A 17,947-nucleotide genomic window follows, 5' to 3' on the forward strand; every position below is an offset into this window, starting at 1 on the left:
TGCGGTCATGATTCTGATGACTTGGAAGCGCGGTCGAGAGCTTACATTTGCCAAACTTGAACAAGATACGCTTTCATTGGATCTATTTGTCAGAAGCTTGGGTGACAATGTACTGCGTGTACCGGGCGATGCGGTCTTCTTAACGGGTACGCCGAATGTTGTTCCTCATGCGATGTTGCATAATATTAAGCATAATAAAGTGCTGCATGAACGCAATATTTTAGTCACTGTGGTGATCGAAGATGTCCCTTTTGTTCCGCAAGAAGAACGTGTCAGCGTCGAGACTTTGGACGGTGCTTTTTATCGTATAAAAATCTTTTATGGTTTTAAAGATGAACCGAATGTGCCGCGTGCATTGGTTCAAGCTTATGAATTATTGGGCTTTGAATATGATTTAATGCAAATCAGCTTCTTTATCTCGCGTGATCGTATTGTGCATAGTGTTGGTGAAGGGATGTCCCCATGGCGTGAACGTCTATTCATTTCAATGCAGCGTAATACCAGTCCTGTAAGTGATTTTTATCAAATCCCAACCAACCGTGTGGTGGAATTAGGTAGCCAAATTGAAATTTAATGAATCTTGAAGAAAAAGGCACTTGAGAGTGCCTTTTTTATTGTCTGTTGTTCAATTGAACAGTTTTGCGACATAAATTGTCGTTCTTTATAGGAACTCAATATACAGCGTAGTTTTGAATTGCTAAGCTTCGCGTTCATATTGATTTTGATGTAATTATGGCGAAGAGACCAACGAGAAAAGGTAAATCACAAGCTACTTTTTTAAGCCAAAATGTTGGAAAAATTATGCTTGCTTTGATCGCGACAGGAAGTTTTGCGATCGCATTTGGTAGTGAAAAAATTGCTAAATTTATTCCATTACAGTCGAGTAATGGTGCTTGTTTAAAACAGTTTTATCGCGATGTACCGCCATTATTAGCAAAAGATAGCCTTAAAAAAGACAGCTATGCACTGTGCTTTAATGATTTTAATGTTATGTACTCTGGGATTTCTAAAACCCCACTTTGGTCAGCAGAGCATCTCACGCCTGAACGTTTAAGTATCAAAATTAAGCGTGAAGATAATTTTCATGAAGAGACACGTGTACAACAGTCTCATCGTGCATTGTTATCCGATTATCGTGGTTCAGGATATGATCGCGGCCATATGGCACCGAATGCGGATATGAATAATACCGCAGCACAATATGATAGTTTTTCATTGGCAAATATGGTACCGCAAGCACCGAAAAATAATCAGGAAGTTTGGCGTAAATTAGAAGAGGCGGTTCGAGCAGTCGTAACCAAACATCATAAAGATGCTTATGTACTCACTGGGCCAGTTTTTGAAGGTAAAAGATTAAAAACGATTGGTAGTGGAGTGATTGTACCAACGGCGGTATATAAGGCAGTTTATTTGCCCAAGCAGGGGATTATTGGTGCTTATTACGCTCCGAACAATAATTCTCAGCAGGTGAAAGTGGTGAGTATCTGTTATCTAGAAGAGAAACTGGGAATCAATTTATTTCCGCAGCTGACCGAACAACAGAAGCGGAATGTTTATCATCTTCCACTCACTGCGCAAAATGTAAAAGCCAATAGAGAGATCAGTTACTCGCATTGGGATGGCCAAAGTCAGTGTGCAGATGAAGCGGATAATGCCAGTATTCAAGCACAGCAAAAACAGTTCACCTCAGGACAAATGCAAGCTGTTGAAAGTAAATTCCCACAGATCGATGAGGAAACTAAACAAGCATTAATCAAACAGTTAGTCGATGCCCTAGTTCAGTATTTCTTACAATTGTTGAGATAGTGTAGCGAAGATTGCAAAGTCTCCACACTTCACTCATGGTGTAAAACTGACAATAACAATGAGATAAAAAATGTTTAAGCCTTTTCAAAATGGAAATGAGTCAGCAGCGATTTATGATCTGACACTAGAAAATGATTTAGATTGCGTGAGCTTATACGGCAATTTGCAGATCACCAAAGATCAAGAGGGTCTGAAAACAGCAAAAGCTTTACAGCAGTTTGTGAATGAGCTTGTGGCAGCATTAGAGCAGCAAGATCTGCCTGCGAAGATAGAACGTCGACCTGAACAAGAGATAGAAAACCCATTTCTATAAATAAAAAACAGCCTAATCAGGCTGTTTTTTATTGCAATATAGCTTAGTTTTTCTCGTTGCTTACTACCTTGTAGATGATTGCACCGATCACAGCACCAATAATTGGCGCAACCCAGAACAACCAAAGTTGGCTTAATGCTGCCGTTTCTGCAAAGAATGCAACGCCTGTACTACGTGCAGGGTTCACAGATGTATTGGTGACTGGAATACTGATTAAATGAATCACAGTTAAAGTCAAACCAATCGCAATCGGTGCAAAACCAGCAGGAGCATTCTTATGTGTAGACAATAAAATGATAATCAAGAAAACTGCTGTTAAAACCACTTCAATTAAAAATGCTGAAGCCAAAGAAAAGTGGTTTGGAGATAACTCACCATAACCATTGGTTGCGAAGCCACCTGTGCCTGAAAAGCCAGCTTGACCCTGAACGATAATGTAAAGAATAAATGCGGCGAATGTTGCACCGAGCACTTGCGAAATAATATACGGTGCTAAATCTTTGGCTTCGATACGACCACCCACCCATAAGCCCACACTGACAGCGGGGTTAAAGTGCGCTCAAGAAATATGACCAAAAGCATAAGCGCCTGTTAAAACAGTTAAACCAAAAGCAAAAGCAACACCTAAGAAACCGATTCCAAGTTCTGGAAATGCAGCTGCAAGCACTGCGCTACCACAACCACCAAATACGAGCTAAAAGGTTCCGAGAAATTCTGCTAAATATTTGTTCATTTTTATCACCACACAATTTATAAAAAATAAAAAAGTAACCATCCAAAAATTTATTATGGATATGTTTAAGACCTGTGAAATAAATGTGAAGTAATTCACACAGGTTGTACGCTCTTGTATAAATGGTGTAAAAATAATGATCAGTTGTGAAACCGTTAGTTTGTCCCGAAATTTATTACGAATTGTAAGTTGTGTTGTCTTTCCGCCATTGCTGGGGCGTTTGTCCTGTCCAAATCTTGAAAGCACGTTGAAAAGCACTTTGTTCGGAATAACAAAGTAGCAGGGCGATCTCTTGTAAGCTTAAATGAGGGTCTTTTAAATACTCGGTTGCCAGCATAAAGCGGATTTGCTGTACGCGCTCTTGGAAAGTGGTGTTTTGTTGTTGTAAATGTCGTTGTAATTGTCGCACTGAGAGTCCCAATTTCTCAGCAATAAAATCAATTTGATATTGGTTTTTTTGCAGTCCAGTTAAAATCGCATGTTGTAAACGTTGATCCAGTTGAGTTGAGTTTGGTAGTTGTTCCAATAGTGCTTGTGCTTGTTTTAACAAGAGCTGTTGTAATGTGTGATCGCCAGTTCTAAGCGGTTTAAACGCTTCACTGACAGGAAGTAATAATTGAGTTTTAGGCTGTTCAAAACGAACACGACAATGAAAGTATTGCTCATAAATTGCGATGTTTTTTGGTGCTGCATTGACGAAGTGCACTTCATGTAAATTAATACTTTCGCCTGACATAAAGAGCTTTAGAAACTGCACCATGAGGGCAATTGCAATTTCATCTGTCAGTTGTGTCGGATGAGGCTCAGGGGCTTCCCAGCGAATCGAAGCATAAGGTGGATTGAACTCAACAATGAGAGGGCTGCCATCATAAATCAGTCGATGAAAGTCATGATAACGGGCCAAAGCCTCGCCTAAATTTTCACAGGACAACGCAAGATAAGCAATAATCCCCAGATGCTTCGGTTGAACATATTTCGCAATTTCTAATCCTAAACCTGTTTTAGGATGCATCGCATTGAGGTCTTCCAATAAGTCCCGCCAAATCACATAATCAAAGCGTTCTAGGTTTTGAACTTTTTGTAATTGTTCAGGAATTTCAATATTTTTTGCTTCGCAATAGGCTTTTAATAAGTGCCCCAAACCTCCAAATACAGAGCCTGTATAATTCTTGAGTGGAGACATCCCGTCTACTCCCGATCTTGTCGTGTTTTGTCAATATAACTATATCGTATCGTCAATACTTCGCCTATAAAAATTTATATCTTTAATAAAAATAAGGAAACTTTTGGAGAAAACCATGTTAAAGGGTTTTATTGCAGGTCTAGCCGTTGCAAATGCATTTGAGTGGTTTGCACATAAATACGTTTTACATGGCGTACATCGCCCAGGGCAGCCACGCTATAGTCCAGTCCCAAAAAGTATGGAGTCGCACTGGGCACACCATCGTGAAGTGCGCAAACAAGAATTTTCTGATGATTGTTATGTTGAGGGGCTAGATAGTTGGCGTACTCGTAATGAGTTAATGTCTCTTGCTGTGGCAGCGGGTGTAGCAAGTGTTGTGTTCTATCCTTTCTCAAAAGGGATGTCACTTGCCGCAATTTACAGTGCAGGAAATTATTATTATGTGCATCGTCGCGCGCATTTAGAACCTGATTGGGCACGTCGTACAATTCCTTGGCATTATGATCATCATATGAACTCAAACCAAGATGCGAACTGGTGTGTGACACGCCCATGGTTTGATTATGTGATGGGAACACGAGTTGTTTCTTCAGCTGATCTGAAAGAGGACAATCCGCTAGGTATCAAGTTACCAGCCCCTATTTCTAAAGCGCTTAGTCATGCGATTGAATCCATATTTCCAGCAAAATGGGTCGAGCAAAAGCCAAAAATGGTTAAGCCTCCTGTCGTAGAACAAGAGCAAAGTGAATCAGTCGCTTAACTTATCGGTTAAGGGTAAATAAGCCAGACAAAGTTTTATTTTGATAAATCACGACAATAAAGATGATCTTGTCGTGAATTGTCAATAAAATTGGATTTTAATGTCAATATTTATGCTGAGTTTATCGCTACCTTAGCTCAAGCCTTTTTGTTGCTTAATATTTATCCAGATTTGCTGTATTTTGTTTACCCTCTAGCGTTGTATAAACGCAGTTTCCATACCTTGTTCCGCAAGGTATTTTTTTGTCTGAAATAAATGTCAAAAAATAAAAAACCTCTCAAAATAAAAAATTGAGAGGTTTTTTTGAGTATCTCCAAGACTTAGAGACGCATTTCAATGCCTTGATCTGCCAAGTATTGTTTGGCCTCTGGAATGGTGTGTTGACCAAAGTGGAAAATCGAAGCAGCAAGCACTGCATCAGCACCGCCTTTTAAAATACCGTCTGCTAAATGCTGTAGATTACCGACACCGCCTGAAGCGATGGTTGGGATATTGACGCGATCATTGATCTGGCGCATCAGCGCAATGTCATAACCTGCTTTGGTACCATCGGCATCCATACTGGTGATGAGAAGTTCACCTGCGCCATAGTCTGCCATTTTGATAGCCCACTCAATCGCATCGATTCCCGTCGGTTTACGTCCGCCGTGGGTGAAAATTTCCCATTTGTTATCGCCCGTTTTTTTGGCGTCGATCGCAACAACGATACATTGCGCACCGAAGCGCTGCGAGGCTTCTTGTACGAACTCAGGTGTGAAAACAGCAGCTGAGTTGATGCTCACTTTGTCCGCGCCAGCATTCAGCAGTAAACGAATATCTTCAACTTTACGCACGCCACCACCCACTGTAAGTGGAACGAAAACGCTTTCAGCCATACGCTCTACAGTGCGATAAGTCGTGTCTCGTCCATGATGGGTAGCTGTAATATCTAAAAAGGTAATTTCGTCAGCGCCTTGTTCGTTATAACGACGTGCGACTTCTACAGGATCACCTGCGTCACGGATATCTAGGAATTGAACGCCTTTGACGACTCGGCCATTATCAACATCTAAGCAAGGGATAATACGTTTTGCGAGCATAAAATTTTCCAAAAAATCGCCAATAGTGAAAGGAGACCGACTCTGGTGCTACACCTTCATGGAGGGAACGGGTATTCTATCAAACTTCACAGCTATTTTTTGCAGGTTTTCCATGTCGGTTTATACCCCGTTGAGTTTAGAAGAAGTTCAAGCATTCGCTGAGCCATATGGTTTGGCAGTGATTGACCTCATTCCAATCCAAGGCGGTATTCAAAACACCAATTATTTTTTGGTGGATCAGTCTCAGAAACACTATGTACTCACTGTTTTTGAGGAATTAGATGCTGAAGGTGCAGGTGAGCTTGTTCCGGTGCTTGATCGTTTAGGTGAGGCGGGCGTTCCAGTTGCAGTACCGTTAAAACATCATGGACAAGCGATTCATAGCATTGCCAATAAACCTGCACAGATTGCACCGCGTTTGATGGGCGAACATCCAGAGCAAGCCACGGTTGAACAGGTTGATGCAATTGCTCAAGCACAGGCGAAAATGCATTTAGCATTACATGATTTTCCTTTAGAACGCGATTTTAATCGTAATCATCAATATTGGTCTGATGTCGCGGCACAGCTTCAACCTAAAATGAATGCTGAAGATCAAGCGTTATTGGCGCAGGTTTTCCATAAGTTTGCTGAAATTACCCAGCAGCATCCTGACCGTCCTGTGGGTTTTATTCACTCTGATTTATTTAGGGATAATACCTTATTTGAGGGTAACCAATTACAAGGAATTCTTGATTTTTATGAATTGAATCAAGATGAATGGCTCTTTGATATTGCAATTAGTATCAATGACTTTTGTACAGCTTATCCTCAAGCCCATCTTGATCAAGAAAAAGCAGCACATTATTTAGCAGCTTATCAAGCGATTCGTCCATTAACTCAAGATGAGTTGGCATGTTTAGATATTTTCTTGGCAATGGCGACCTGTCGATTCTGGAGTATGCGTTTGCAAGTGGCACAAAAAAATGCCGAACATGGGCGCACGGGCGATGATATCTCGCAAAAAGATCCGCTTGAAATGCGTATGATGTTACAAGATCGTTTACAAAGAATCAGTGCTTAAGGAAGAGTCATGCGAGATCAAGGTCGTTTAGTCGAATGGTTTGATGAGAAAGGTTATGGCTTTATTCAACCCAATGATGTCCATAAGGATCGCGTTTTTTTGCACATCAAAGACTTTGCTCGCACAGGTCCTCGACCAATTGTCGGCTGTGCTTTGGAATACACGATTATTCTCGATGAGCGTGGTCGTTATCGCGCTCAGCAAGTCACTTATTTAAAAGCATCACAAGTCTTTGAACATAAAACAAAACCAGCTCGACCAACAGCAGCGAAGCGTTGGTCTCCGATGCAAATCGGTATCGTGGTTTATATTGTATTTATGGTGATTGCGAGCTTTAGTAAATTGCTACCGCCTTATACTTTATTGTTTGTCAGTTTGATGAATGTTTTGAGCTATTGGCTATATGCACAGGATAAAGAAGCAGCACAATTGGGTAATCGCCGTATCCCTGAGCAGACTTTACATATCGTTGATTCTCTAGGGGGATGGTGTGCTGGTTGGCTTGCACAGCAAAAACTGAGACATAAAACACAAAAACAACCGTTCCGTAAGATTTATTTCTGTACCATAGGCTTTCATATATTGTTGATATGTTGGTTAATTTCTCCCCTCAATGTATTTTATTAATATTGAGATGGAGTTTGGAGATAAATAAAAATGAACTATTCCGTAGATCAAGATCCAAACCGTACTTTAACGTTGGTTCTTTATGTACTTTATATTATTGCCATTTTTACTGGCGGTTTATTGGCGATCATTGCGCTCATCATTAACTATGTAAAACGTAGTGATGTTCAAGGCTCGATATTTGAAAGTCATTTTACTTGGCAAATTCGCACCTTCTGGTGGTATTTAGCTTGGAATATTATTGCCTTTGTTCCGTTCTTATTCTTGTTCTTTACAGGTGATAATGGAACGGCGTTTGCGGGTGTTGCGTTAACGGCAACGACCTTTGCCTTTGCTGCCGTGTTCGGTGCATGGGTGTGGATTGTCTATCGTGCAATCCGTGGTTTAATTGCTTTAAATGATAATAAACCGATGTATCAATAAACCTGACTTCATGCGGTGTGATTGTGATTATTGAGCATGTACATTTAAATATTAAGCCCAATCAAAGTGAAGCGTTTGAGTTAGCCTTTCAGCAAGCTAAACAGATTATTTACCCAATGGATGGGCTGAATGCAGTTCAACTGATTAAACATGTCGAGGACAATCACCATTACATTTTGATGATTTTTTGGGACAGTATAGAACATCATACTGAAGGTTTTAGAAAATCAGCAGCGTATCAAGAATGGAAGGCATTATTGCATCCATTCTATGATCCGATGCCAACGGTTGAATACTATCAACCGCATATCTTGCTTAAAAAGAAAGAAATTTCTCAGTGAGTTGGATGATTTTAATTTTTTAGTCTTTTTTTATCTTTTAATATTTTGAGTTTCAATTCACTTACGAGCACACCTACGACCACCAATAAGCCACCAAATAATGCTAAAAGTGGCAAACGTTCACCTGCGATACGTCCAAATACACCTGCCCAGACAGGTTCTCCAGCATAGATAATCGCCGCACGTGTTGGATCAACCATTTTTTGTGCCCAGTTCATGACGAATTGAATCAATGCACTCGCGAGACCTAGCCCGACAGCCACGAGAAATAGCGGCCATGAAAAGCTTGGAATCGTATGCTCACCAACGAGAGGCATACTCGTAAAACAGAGTAATGAGGCAACTGTAAGTTGGATGATAGTCACGCGCCTTAAATTTACTTTACCTGCAAAATAGCCAATCAAAATGATTTCCATGGCAATCACAACGGCACAAATCAGTGTAAGCACCTGTCCATAATTCAGGCTAATACTTGAAAATCCATTTCCTGTCAGCAACACCAAACCTGAAAATGCTAATCCTGTTCCAATCCATGTCATCAGTGAAGGGCGTTTCTGAAAAATAACCCACATCAAAATAGGAACAAGCGGGACATAAAGCGCCGTTAGGAAAGCAGACTCACTACTTAAAATAGTTTGCAGTCCAATGGTTTGAGTGCCATAGCCAATGGCAATCATCACACCAATCACTGTCCCAGCAAACGTTTCTTTGAGCGTTAAGCCGCTCAAGGATTTTACTGAAATCAGAAAAATAACCAGTGCTGCGACAGCAAATCGACAGCCGACAAAAAACATCGGCGTACTAAAATTTAGTGCATATTGAACCGCTAAAAATGTTCCACCCCAAATCATCGTGATAAAGATCAGGGCGAATTGAGCCGCTTTGGGCGATTGTGACAAATTCGTCAAAGTAAAAATTCCGAATACAGGATGTGTGCAATATACTGCACATATTGCATTGGTTTTTAATGTTGTGCAATATATTGCACATTGTTTTTTATGATTGAATTGAATGAGCCAATCAGAAGCCATCTTGCAATATGTAGGCGAAAATATACGTTTCTTCCGTGACCAATCGCAGCTCAGTCAACAAGAGCTAGCTGATCGGGCAGGGCTGAGCCGGCGAACCATTGCCTCACTTGAAACAGGACAGGTCAATATTAGTTTAGCGAAACTAGATGCCATCGCGAATGCTTTAGGAGTCGACTTTAAACGTCTTGTCAGTGCGCCTGAGTTTGCAGATTCGGCAGTTGTTAACACGATTGCGTGGCAGGGGGAGCAGCTTGGAAGTCAGGCAGTTTTGCATGCTGCTGTTCCTGCACGTGCGCAGGTTGAATTGTGGACATGGAGTTTGGCAGAAGGAGAAACATACGTGGCCGAACCTGATCAACAAGGTTGGCAAGAATTAATCTATGTGATCGAGGGTGAGCTCAGTCTGGAATTAGAATCAGGTACACAAGTGATTAGTGCTGGATCATCCATTTTATTTGAAAGCTCGACACATTATCGTTATTGCAATCAAGGCAAGGGTACGCTGAAATTTGTTCGTAATGTCATTTATTAGTATTAAAAAAAGAGCCAAATTTTTGAATTTGGCTCTTTGGGATTTTGAAATCAGTTGATCAATGAATATTAGATCGTTTCAAAATGATGTTTGCTATGCGTACCATATTTATCAATCATAATTGAACTGGCTTCATTCAAACCACGAACGGTCACATTGGCACCATTTCTTTGGAATTTATTGACCACAGAATCTAACATGGCAACGGAGGTAACATCCCAGATGTGAGAGTGTGTCAGGTCAATAATCACATCATTAACAGGTTCTTGAAAATCGAAGCTCTGCATGAATTTTTCTGATGAACTAAAGAAAATCTGCCCTTTAAGATCGTAAACGCGGACATCACCTTCAAAATAATGCTCGATATGAATATCATTTTCTAATTTATTAGCAAGGAATAACGCTGAAAGTAACACACCTGTCAGCACACCTAAGGCAAGGTTATGGGTGGCAACTACCACGGCAACGGTCGCGAGCATCACGATATTACTGCTCTTAGGATTGGCTTTAAATGTGGTTAATGACTTCCATTCAAAAGTACTGATCGAAACCATGATCATCACCGCAACCAATGCCGCCATTGGAATGACTTTTAACCAGTCACTAATAAACACGACCAAAATGAGTAAGAATATACCTGCACAGAAGGTTGAAAGACGTGCACGACCACCTGATTTTACATTGATGATCGATTGACCAATCATGGCACAGCCTGCCATCCCTCCCATGAAACCTGACGCGATATTGGCAATGCCTTGACCTTTACATTCTTGGAATTTATCACTGGGTGTATCTGTCATTTCATCAATGATCGTTGCGGTCATCATTGATTCAAGTAAACCCACAGCAGCCAAAGCAATCGAATAAGGCAAAATGATTTGGAGTGTTTCTAGGTTAAGCGGAATATCGGGTAGTAAAAAAATCGGTAAAGTATCTGGTAACGAGCCCATATCACCGACAGTACGAATATCAATTCCGAAATAAATAGCAACGAGCGTGACAGCAATGATGCAGACCAATGGTGAAGGTAAAAAGCTGCCAATTTTAGGAATCAATGGAAATAGATAAATAATCGCTAAACCTAAACCAACCAGTGCATAAACATGCCATGTGACATTGACCAGTTCGGGCAGTTGCGCCATAAAAATCAAAATCGCGAGCGCATTGACGAAACCAATCACCACAGATTTAGAAACAAAGCGCATGAGTTTGGCGAGTTTGAGATAACCTGCCAAAATCTGAATGAAGCCCGTTAAAATCGTTGCAGCCAGTAGATACTGCAAGCCGTGTTCTTTCACTAGCGTGGCCATCACTAGTGCCATCGCGCCAGTTGCCGCTGAAATCATAGCAGGTCGTCCACCGACAAATGAGATTACGACTGCGATACAGAAGGATGCATACAAGCCGACTTTAGGGTCAACACCTGCAATAATAGAGAATGCGATTGCCTCAGGAATGAGTGCTAAACCGACAACCAGCCCTGCCAAAATATCCGCACGGATATTGGAAAACCATTGTTCTCGAACATTGGATAACATAGAAATAGCCTATTTTTTTCTTTGAAAATTAAAGGCTAGTGATGTGATATAAAAACACAAGACTACACCACATCACTAGACAGTGATGAGTTACTTACAGATGGGATGTGTAAAAAACTAAGGTGGCGTAAGTGTCATTATGGGATGGAACTTTGAGATGAGAGTTTGGATAAGGATAACATTTAAGCAGAAAAAGCTCTAGTCATCATTTCAATCACTAGAGCGAATGCAGAGAATTACAATGATTGTTGGTCTAACAATAATTGAGCTTCACGAAGGTTAAGTGTACCTTCGTAGATTGCGCGACCTGTGATCGCACCTAAAATGCCTTTTTGACCTTTTAAGTTACGAACATCATCAAGGTTAGTCACACCGCCAGAAGCAATCACGGGAAGACCTGAATAAGCAGCTAGATTTACAGTTTGCTCAACATTTACACCTTGCATCATGCCATCACGCGCAATATCAGTGTAAACAATGCTAGATACGCCAGCATCAGCAAAACGTTTAGCAAGATCAGTTGCTTTTACATCAGTGACATTTGCCCAGCCATCAGTTGCAACCATACCCTTGATTGCATCGATACCGACAATGATGTGACCCGCAAAACGTTTACATGCTTCTTCAACAAATTCAGGTTCTTTGACTGCTTTTGTACCTATAATTACGAATGACACGCCAGCATCTAAATAGTGTTCGATGGTTTCAAGTGAACGGATACCACCGCCAATTTGAATTGGTAACTCAGGCTGAGCACGAGCAATTGCTTCAACTACAGGTTTATGAATCGGCGTACCAGCGAAAGCACCGTTTAAGTCAACTAAGTGTAAGCGACGAGCGCCTTCATCAACCCAATGTTGTGCAGTTGCAACAGGATCATCAGAGAAAACAGTATCGTCTTCCATACGGCCTTGCTTTAAACGAACACATTTACCATCTTTCAGGTCAATCGCAGGGATGATTAGCATGCTTTCGCTCCTTGCATCATCATAAATTTAAATTGGCTACATATTATCAAAATATTGATCAATCGCTAAGCCTTGGATGCTGAACCTTCAAGTATTCTCACGACTTTTTGTTGTAATTGAGAAGGGAGGAGTTGATGTTGATACAAATATTTAAAAACCATGAGTGCAGCATAGGCATCTGCGGCAGCATAGTTGATCTGTTGAGGACTGAGTTGTTTCACCGACCAATTGGAGGTGCTGACTTTTTTACTTTTGGTTAAATAGCGTTGAAACAGGACTGCAATTGCTGTTTGTATCCCGACTTGGGAAGTATAACCAAAACTTGAGAAGCTTTTTGATAGATCAATATGTGACTTGAGTTCAATGCTTTTACTGCGAAAACTCGCACTATCATTTTTTAAACCAAAGCCAACTTTGAGTTGTTGTTCATTCTCCAAAATCGGTTTTAAGAAGCTGAGAATGTCAGGATTAACTTGAAACAGATATGCTTTCTCTGAGGTTGCAAGTTGTACGAGGTGAGGTCCAGTTGATTTCTCACCGACTTTGAATGTGGGTTTAGACTCAGTATCGAAGCCAAACACTTGAATGGAATAGAGTTCATCTTGAATGCTGAGACATTGTGCAAGCGTTTGAATGACCAAAATATTGTGAGTATCTAAGTTTTGAAATGCAGGAAAAGTTCTTATTTCTTCTTTGCTTAAAAGTTTTGGCTTTTGTTGCATTTCCATTGGATTCAACTCAAATCTATTAGATGAGCTTAAACGTTTTTCTTGAAATGAAAAAGCCAAGTTAGAAAACTTGGCTTTGAAATAAATATTCTATTTATGCATTTTATTCAGCATATCTATTCATTTGTTCCATTTGGATCTGTTGGCTTTTTTGAATATAGTTTTGATACGCAGGAATAGCAGTTGCTGCGATCGCTAAGATACTGAGTGGGAAAATGACGATATATATCCACCCTAAAACCTTTTCCCAACCTTGAGTAATACGTGGTGAGCCATAGTTATTTTCAGTTTCATCGCCTTTTGCACAACTTAAATAGATAAAAAAGAATAAATTTATGAGTGGCAATAATGCTAACAATGACAGCCAACCTGTTTGATTTCGATCATGTAGACGACGAATCGAGAAAATGAAACTGAAATAGATCATTGCAATATAAACAATGACAAAGAGTCCACCGAATACATATAACGATGAGCCTGTTGATGAACTGCTAAAAGCTGGGACAAGAAATGCTGCGATAATACCTAAAATGAATACGAAGACCACAAGTAACATATTCCAGCCTAAATAAGATAGTCGGCCAAAACGTCCACTTGCACTAAAACCCGAATCATTTGTTTGAAGATGAGATGACATGTTATTTTCCTGTTGTCACTGATTTTTAAAATTAATTTTTTAAAAGATAAATTGTTTGGTTTTCATTCAAAGCGTTTGCATAATAAGCAAAAAATAATTGTAAATAAATAGAAATGCGCATGAAAAAAATTAGGCCAATATCAATTGACCTAATTTTGAATATTTAAAACAGCTGAAAACGAATTAAATTTTCCATTCCACAAAGTTTTTCAATAACTGTAAACCTGCTGTGTGGCTTTTCTCAGGATGGAATTGTGTCGCGAACAGATTATCTTTATGAATCGCGGTACAAAAATTTAAGCCATAATCACAAGTTGCTGCAGTGACTGTCGCATCTTTGGGTTCTACATAGTAGCTATGAACGAAATAGAAACGTGCATCTTGTTCAATGTTGTTCCACATTGGATGACTTGGATCAAGTTGATGCACTTGGTTCCATCCCATGTGTGGCACTTTTAGGTTTGGAATTGCTGGGAAATGTTTAACAACACCGTCAAAAATACCTAAGGCATCGACACCGCCATTTTCTTCTGAACTTTGTAGGAGCGCTTGCATGCCGACACAAATGGCTAATAAAGGTTTGTTAAATGCAGCTTGACGTACCACCTCATCGATCCCTGCTTCATGCATGCCTTGCATACAGTCACGCATTGCGCCAACGCCAGGGAATACAATTTTATCTGCTTTTTCAATGAGTTTTGGGTCGTTGGTCACGTCAACTGTTGCACCCACATGCTCTAAAGCTTTTGCTGCTGAGTGTAAGTTGCCCATGCCATAATCAAGTAAAGCAATACGAGTCATTACAGGCTACCTTTGGTCGAAGCAATCATACCCTCTGCACGAGGATCAACTTCACACGCCATACGTAATGCACGTGCTAAAGCTTTGAAGACACTTTCGATCTGATGGTGGCTATTTTTTCCTTTCAGGTTATCAATATGTAATGTCATCAGTGCATGATTGACAAAACCTTGGAAAAATTCTGAGAATAAATCGACATCAAAGGTTCCGATGCGTGCACGAGTGAATGGAATATCCATAAACAAACCTGGGCGACCAGACAAATCGACTACAACACGAGAAAGTGCTTCATCGAGAGGTGCATAAAAATGACCATAACGACGTAAGCCTTTTTTATCACCTAAAGCTTGCGCAAAGGCTTGTCCCAAGGTGATTCCACAGTCTTCTACGGTGTGATGATCATCAATTTCGAGATCACCATCGCAATGAATGTCGATATCAAATAGACCATGGCGCTTGATTTGATCAATCATATGGTCTAAAAATGGAACTCCAGTGTTGAGTGTGCCTTGACCAGTACCATCGAGATTGAGACGAACTCGAATTTTTGTTTCGTTGGTATTTCTTACCACTTCACTGATACGTTGCGTCATGGACACGTTCCTCAAAAAACGTCAAAAATGATTGAATTAAAAACCAATAGTTTCGCTGTGACGAAAAAGTGACAGCATCATAGTTTGCTCAGGAGGGTTAATCAATGCCTATTACCGTACATGCTTACAGTTCACTAGAAAATCTAGGGATTCGTACCCAGCTAGAGCGACTTTATGACACCAGCCCAGAGTTTGGTGATGGGCAAGATGCGATGGAGCAACTTGAACAAGATCTACAGCAATATACCACAGTTTATACCGCTGAATTTAACACCAAAATTATAGGTGCAATCTGGGTCACAGGACAAGGCGAAAGCCGTGTTTTGGAATATATAGTTGTGCACCCTGCCAATCGTGGTCGAGGTGTGGCAGAACGCTTAGTTGAAGAGGTTTGCCGTATGGAAGAGGAGCAAGGGGTAAAACAATTCGAACCAGGTTGTGGCGCAATCCATCGCTGTTTATCGCATATTGGTCGAATCTGAAAATGTGATTTTCACCTAGACTCTGGAGCAAAATTAAACACTTAATAGAAAAATCCACAAATTTGCTTGACGGATTTTGACAAACATTGTTTAATACGCCCACTTTGGCGCGATAGCTCAGTCGGTAGAGCAACGGATTGAAAATCCGTGTGTCCCCAGTTCGATCCTGGGTCACGCCACCATAGATTTGTATTTTCAATCCCTGATCCCATCAGGGATTTTTTTTACCCAAAATATTTTGCGTGAAAAATGGGCAATTAAATCAAAAGCTCAGGATAATTGTTGACTATTGAGCTGAGATACGGCTTAATACACGCCATTGGCGCGATAGCTCAGTCGGTAGAGCAACGGATTGAAAATCCGTGTGTCCCCAGTTCGATCCTGGGTCACGCCACCATATTCAAAAAGCCTCAAACATCTGTTTGGGGCTTTTTTTATACTTCAAAATAGACCTATTCATTATTGTTACGCTATTGCTCTCGTTAAGTGCCTATTAATAGCTTATGAATAAAAAGAATATATACTTCAATTTTACTTAGTTATATGAATAAAAGAAAAACAATATACTTTGATATATATTATTTTTAATGCAGATAAACTATGCAAAAGTCTCTCGGGGTTGTTTTACCAGTTCTAATTTTATCTACGCTATCTCAGCATAGTTTCGCAACTACAGGCTATTTCATGCATGGCTATGGGGTAAAGGCGCAGGGTAACGCAGGAGCCTCTATAGCGGCATTTAACGATGCTTTAACGATTGCGAGTAACCCATCAGGTCTCGCATGGTTAGACAGCCGCGTGGATGTCGGCGCAACTTTATTTAACCCGAAGCGCTCTAGCGAGATTGTAGATAATCTAGCCGGTGCGAATGGACAATATAGTGCGAATGGCCGTGAATACTTTGTTTTACCTGAAATTGCGATCAATAAGAAAGTAAATGAAAGTGTTGCTCTAGGTCTGGCAGTTTATGGGAATGGCGGAATGAATACGTCATATCGGAATAATCCTTATGCTGCTTTTGGTAATACAGGTGAAGCAGGTGTGGATTTAACACAGATCTTTGTTTCTCCATCTGTGGCTTGGCGGTACAGCGAAAATCAGTCTATCGGTGTTGCAACGAATTTTCTCTACCAGCGTTTTGAAGCGAAAGGCATTTCCGGTTTTGCACCATTTTCTACAGATGGTGAGCATTTAAGTAATCAAGGCAAAGATTCATCGACAGGAATCGGTGTTCGCGTGGGTTGGAGCGCTAAGTTAAATGACGTAGTGACTGTCGGTGCAAATTACTCATCAAAAATTAAAGCAGACAAGTTTGATCAGTATCGTGGCTTATTTGCTCAAGCAGGCGGTTTTGATGTTCCTGAAAGTTATGGTGTAGGGGTTAGTGTAAAAGCCAGTCCTACACTCACACTGCTAGCGGACGTGCAGCGTATCAACTATTCGGATGTGGATTCTGTCGGCAACGTCTTTAGTTTTGATTCATTAATGGCGGGCAATGCTTTTGGTTCTGAAAAGGGGCAGGGTTTCGGTTGGAAAGATATTAATGTTTATAAAGTGGGTGCAAGTTATCAATTGAATCCACAACTTACTCTACGTGCAGGATATAGCCATAATGATCAGCCTATTTCTGAAAGTCAGACTTTTTTAAATATTTTGGCACCTGGTGTTATTAAAGATCACGTTAGTGTTGGAGCAACATGGAATATTGATCGAGCACAAGAGCTGAGTGTTGCTTATACCTATGGTTTAAAAGAAACCGTTAAAGGGAATCAATCGATTCCAACAGCATTTGGTGGTGGAGAAGCCAATATTGAGATGGATCAGCATATTCTGGGTCTTTCGTATGGTGTGAAGTTTTAACAATAAAAAAGCTGAATCATAAAGATTCAGCTTTTTTCACATCAGAAAATTCTGTGTATTTATGCAGTCTTTGCAAGTGAATCAGCAACAAGCATTTGACCTGTTTCTTCAAAGTTTGCATGCCATGACAATGCTTCACGTAAAATGTGAGGTGTATGTCCACCACGTTCACAAGCACGCTCAAAGTAGTCATTTAACGCACCTTGATACAGTGGATGTACACAATTATCAATAATGACACGGGCACGTTCACGAGGCGCTAAACCGCGTAAATCAGCAAGACCGACTTCAGTTACTAAAATATCAACATCATGTTCGTTGTGGTCAACGTGGCTGACCATTGGAACGATTGAAGAAATGTCACCACCTTTGGCAATTGATTTGGTCACGAAGATGGCTAAATGCGCATTACGAGCAAAATCACCTGAACCACCAATACCATTCATCAT

Annotated in this window: 21 protein-coding genes, 2 tRNA genes and 1 pseudogene; 13 read left to right on the forward strand and 11 right to left on the reverse strand. The window is 40.5% G+C overall.

What is annotated here, in order from left to right:
- The 3 genes from B4237_RS08320 to B4237_RS08330 form a co-directional block, all read left to right on the forward strand.
- A partial coding sequence (locus tag B4237_RS08320; RefSeq protein WP_286942654.1) for a KUP/HAK/KT family potassium transporter occupies positions 1-574 on the forward strand: 574 nt, incomplete at its 5' end.
- A gap of 158 nt (positions 575-732) precedes the next feature.
- Positions 733-1,806 carry a DNA/RNA non-specific endonuclease gene (locus B4237_RS08325; RefSeq protein ID WP_278596160.1) on the forward strand — a complete coding sequence of 358 codons (1,074 nt, stop codon included), beginning with the start codon at positions 733-735 and terminating at the stop codon, positions 1,804-1,806.
- 70 nt (positions 1,807-1,876) lie between these two features.
- Complete coding sequence (locus tag B4237_RS08330) at positions 1,877-2,119, forward strand: hypothetical protein (RefSeq protein ID WP_004797733.1); 243 nt, start codon at positions 1,877-1,879, stop codon at positions 2,117-2,119.
- Between the two features lie 43 nt (positions 2,120-2,162).
- Here the strand turns inward: B4237_RS08330 and aqpZ are convergent.
- Positions 2,163-2,852 (reverse strand): annotated as a pseudogene (gene aqpZ / locus B4237_RS08335) (aquaporin Z).
- Positions 2,853-3,027: 175 nt separating this feature from the next.
- Entirely contained in the window at positions 3,028-4,035 is a 1,008-nt protein-coding gene (locus B4237_RS08340; RefSeq protein ID WP_019385561.1) for an AraC family transcriptional regulator, read from the reverse strand.
- Positions 4,036-4,150: 115 nt separating this feature from the next.
- On the opposite strand from B4237_RS08340, the gene B4237_RS08345 reads away from it, so the two are divergent.
- Positions 4,151-4,795 (forward strand): sterol desaturase family protein, encoded by a 645-nt coding sequence (locus tag B4237_RS08345; RefSeq protein ID WP_286942658.1) that lies wholly within the window; start codon positions 4,151-4,153, stop codon positions 4,793-4,795.
- A gap of 320 nt (positions 4,796-5,115) precedes the next feature.
- Here the strand turns inward: B4237_RS08345 and hisF are convergent, their stop codons facing one another.
- Complete coding sequence (hisF, locus tag B4237_RS08350; RefSeq protein WP_004877946.1) at positions 5,116-5,874, reverse strand: imidazole glycerol phosphate synthase subunit HisF; 759 nt, start codon at positions 5,872-5,874, stop codon at positions 5,116-5,118.
- A 112-nt stretch (positions 5,875-5,986) separates the two neighbouring features.
- Between hisF and B4237_RS08355 the strand changes: the two genes are divergently transcribed.
- The 4 genes from B4237_RS08355 to B4237_RS08370 are packed head-to-tail and all read left to right on the forward strand — an operon-like array spanning position 5,987 to position 8,328.
- Positions 5,987-6,937: a homoserine kinase gene (locus tag B4237_RS08355; protein WP_286942660.1), complete on the forward strand. Its 951-nt coding sequence runs from the start codon at positions 5,987-5,989 to the stop codon at positions 6,935-6,937.
- Positions 6,938-6,946: 9 nt separating this feature from the next.
- Positions 6,947-7,564, forward strand: coding sequence for a DUF1294 domain-containing protein (locus B4237_RS08360; protein WP_278596163.1), 618 nt, complete (start codon positions 6,947-6,949; stop codon positions 7,562-7,564).
- Between the two features lie 30 nt (positions 7,565-7,594).
- The gene (locus B4237_RS08365) at positions 7,595-7,987 is read left to right on the forward strand and encodes a DUF4870 family protein (protein WP_004877943.1); all 393 of its coding nucleotides are present in this window, start codon (positions 7,595-7,597) and stop codon (positions 7,985-7,987) included.
- A gap of 23 nt (positions 7,988-8,010) precedes the next feature.
- Positions 8,011-8,328, forward strand: a complete 318-nt coding sequence (locus B4237_RS08370; RefSeq protein WP_278596164.1) for an antibiotic biosynthesis monooxygenase family protein — start codon at positions 8,011-8,013, stop codon at positions 8,326-8,328.
- Positions 8,329-8,339: 11 nt separating this feature from the next.
- Here the strand turns inward: B4237_RS08370 and B4237_RS08375 are convergent, their stop codons facing one another.
- On the reverse strand, positions 8,340-9,236 hold the full coding sequence (locus B4237_RS08375; protein ID WP_278596165.1) for a DMT family transporter: 897 nt from the start codon (positions 9,234-9,236) through the stop codon (positions 8,340-8,342).
- Positions 9,237-9,339: 103 nt separating this feature from the next.
- On the opposite strand from B4237_RS08375, the gene B4237_RS08380 reads away from it, so the two are divergent.
- A complete protein-coding gene (locus B4237_RS08380; RefSeq protein WP_278596166.1) occupies positions 9,340-9,891 on the forward strand; it encodes a helix-turn-helix domain-containing protein in 552 nt (183 codons plus the stop codon).
- A gap of 68 nt (positions 9,892-9,959) precedes the next feature.
- Here the strand turns inward: B4237_RS08380 and B4237_RS08385 are convergent, their stop codons facing one another.
- The 6 genes from B4237_RS08385 to hisB form a co-directional block, all read right to left on the reverse strand.
- Positions 9,960-11,429, reverse strand: coding sequence for a SulP family inorganic anion transporter (locus B4237_RS08385; protein ID WP_061393024.1), 1,470 nt, complete (start codon positions 11,427-11,429; stop codon positions 9,960-9,962).
- Between the two features lie 236 nt (positions 11,430-11,665).
- On the reverse strand, positions 11,666-12,397 hold the full coding sequence (gene hisA / locus B4237_RS08390) for a 1-(5-phosphoribosyl)-5-[(5-phosphoribosylamino)methylideneamino]imidazole-4-carboxamide isomerase (protein WP_136456761.1): 732 nt from the start codon (positions 12,395-12,397) through the stop codon (positions 11,666-11,668).
- Between the two features lie 65 nt (positions 12,398-12,462).
- Positions 12,463-13,125 carry a 3'-5' exonuclease domain-containing protein 2 gene (locus B4237_RS08395; RefSeq protein WP_278596167.1) on the reverse strand — a complete coding sequence of 221 codons (663 nt, stop codon included), beginning with the start codon at positions 13,123-13,125 and terminating at the stop codon, positions 12,463-12,465.
- Positions 13,126-13,228: 103 nt separating this feature from the next.
- A complete protein-coding gene (locus B4237_RS08400; RefSeq protein ID WP_286942662.1) occupies positions 13,229-13,762 on the reverse strand; it encodes a DUF805 domain-containing protein in 534 nt (177 codons plus the stop codon).
- 183 nt (positions 13,763-13,945) lie between these two features.
- A complete protein-coding gene (hisH, locus tag B4237_RS08405; RefSeq protein WP_286942664.1) occupies positions 13,946-14,563 on the reverse strand; it encodes an imidazole glycerol phosphate synthase subunit HisH in 618 nt (205 codons plus the stop codon).
- Positions 14,563-15,156, reverse strand: coding sequence for an imidazoleglycerol-phosphate dehydratase HisB (gene hisB / locus B4237_RS08410; protein WP_004877928.1), 594 nt, complete (start codon positions 15,154-15,156; stop codon positions 14,563-14,565). Before hisB ends, hisH begins: the two co-directional genes overlap by 1 nt.
- Positions 15,157-15,260: 104 nt before the next feature.
- Here hisB and B4237_RS08415 point away from each other — a divergent pair, with 104 nt between their 5' ends.
- The 4 genes from B4237_RS08415 to B4237_RS08430 all read left to right on the forward strand — a co-directional run bounded on the left by B4237_RS08415 (position 15,261) and on the right by B4237_RS08430 (position 17,498).
- Positions 15,261-15,638, forward strand: coding sequence for a GNAT family N-acetyltransferase (locus tag B4237_RS08415; protein WP_004877925.1), 378 nt, complete (start codon positions 15,261-15,263; stop codon positions 15,636-15,638).
- A gap of 106 nt (positions 15,639-15,744) precedes the next feature.
- Positions 15,745-15,820: transfer RNA gene (locus tag B4237_RS08420), tRNA-Phe, on the forward strand.
- Between the two features lie 139 nt (positions 15,821-15,959).
- Positions 15,960-16,035 (forward strand) — tRNA-Phe (locus tag B4237_RS08425).
- 203 nt (positions 16,036-16,238) lie between these two features.
- Positions 16,239-17,498: an OmpP1/FadL family transporter gene (locus B4237_RS08430; RefSeq protein ID WP_286942665.1), complete on the forward strand. Its 1,260-nt coding sequence runs from the start codon at positions 16,239-16,241 to the stop codon at positions 17,496-17,498.
- A gap of 59 nt (positions 17,499-17,557) precedes the next feature.
- On the opposite strand, the gene B4237_RS08435 is transcribed toward B4237_RS08430, so the two are convergent.
- A partial coding sequence (locus tag B4237_RS08435) for an acetyl-CoA hydrolase/transferase C-terminal domain-containing protein (protein WP_286942667.1) occupies positions 17,558-17,947 on the reverse strand: 390 nt, incomplete at its 5' end.

It is taken from the genome of Acinetobacter sp. UBA6526, assembly GCF_002434875.1.
In the GTDB taxonomy this organism is placed as follows: domain Bacteria; phylum Pseudomonadota; class Gammaproteobacteria; order Pseudomonadales; family Moraxellaceae; genus Acinetobacter; species Acinetobacter venetianus.

Excerpts from the sequence above, each read along its gene's own strand:
- hisH (WP_286942664.1), bottom strand. The coding sequence starts at position 14,563 with ATGACTCGTATTGCTTTACTTGATTATGGCATGGGCAACTTACACTCA.
- B4237_RS08385 (WP_061393024.1), bottom strand. The coding sequence starts at position 11,429 with ATGTTATCCAATGTTCGAGAACAATGGTTTTCCAATATCCGTGCGGAT.
- B4237_RS08360 (WP_278596163.1), top strand. The coding sequence starts at position 6,947 with ATGCGAGATCAAGGTCGTTTAGTCGAATGGTTTGATGAGAAAGGTTAT.
- hisA (WP_136456761.1), bottom strand. The coding sequence starts at position 12,397 with ATGCTAATCATCCCTGCGATTGACCTGAAAGATGGTAAATGTGTTCGT.
- B4237_RS08380 (WP_278596166.1), top strand. The coding sequence starts at position 9,340 with ATGAGCCAATCAGAAGCCATCTTGCAATATGTAGGCGAAAATATACGT.
- B4237_RS08345 (WP_286942658.1), top strand. The coding sequence starts at position 4,151 with ATGTTAAAGGGTTTTATTGCAGGTCTAGCCGTTGCAAATGCATTTGAG.
- hisB (WP_004877928.1), bottom strand. The coding sequence starts at position 15,156 with ATGACGCAACGTATCAGTGAAGTGGTAAGAAATACCAACGAAACAAAA.
- B4237_RS08415 (WP_004877925.1), top strand. The coding sequence starts at position 15,261 with ATGCCTATTACCGTACATGCTTACAGTTCACTAGAAAATCTAGGGATT.
- B4237_RS08325 (WP_278596160.1), top strand. The coding sequence starts at position 733 with ATGGCGAAGAGACCAACGAGAAAAGGTAAATCACAAGCTACTTTTTTA.
- B4237_RS08340 (WP_019385561.1), bottom strand. The coding sequence starts at position 4,035 with ATGTCTCCACTCAAGAATTATACAGGCTCTGTATTTGGAGGTTTGGGG.
- B4237_RS08400 (WP_286942662.1), bottom strand. The coding sequence starts at position 13,762 with ATGTCATCTCATCTTCAAACAAATGATTCGGGTTTTAGTGCAAGTGGA.
- B4237_RS08365 (WP_004877943.1), top strand. The coding sequence starts at position 7,595 with ATGAACTATTCCGTAGATCAAGATCCAAACCGTACTTTAACGTTGGTT.
- B4237_RS08395 (WP_278596167.1), bottom strand. The coding sequence starts at position 13,125 with ATGGAAATGCAACAAAAGCCAAAACTTTTAAGCAAAGAAGAAATAAGA.
- B4237_RS08330 (WP_004797733.1), top strand. The coding sequence starts at position 1,877 with ATGTTTAAGCCTTTTCAAAATGGAAATGAGTCAGCAGCGATTTATGAT.
- B4237_RS08430 (WP_286942665.1), top strand. The coding sequence starts at position 16,239 with ATGCAAAAGTCTCTCGGGGTTGTTTTACCAGTTCTAATTTTATCTACG.
- hisF (WP_004877946.1), bottom strand. The coding sequence starts at position 5,874 with ATGCTCGCAAAACGTATTATCCCTTGCTTAGATGTTGATAATGGCCGA.
- B4237_RS08355 (WP_286942660.1), top strand. The coding sequence starts at position 5,987 with ATGTCGGTTTATACCCCGTTGAGTTTAGAAGAAGTTCAAGCATTCGCT.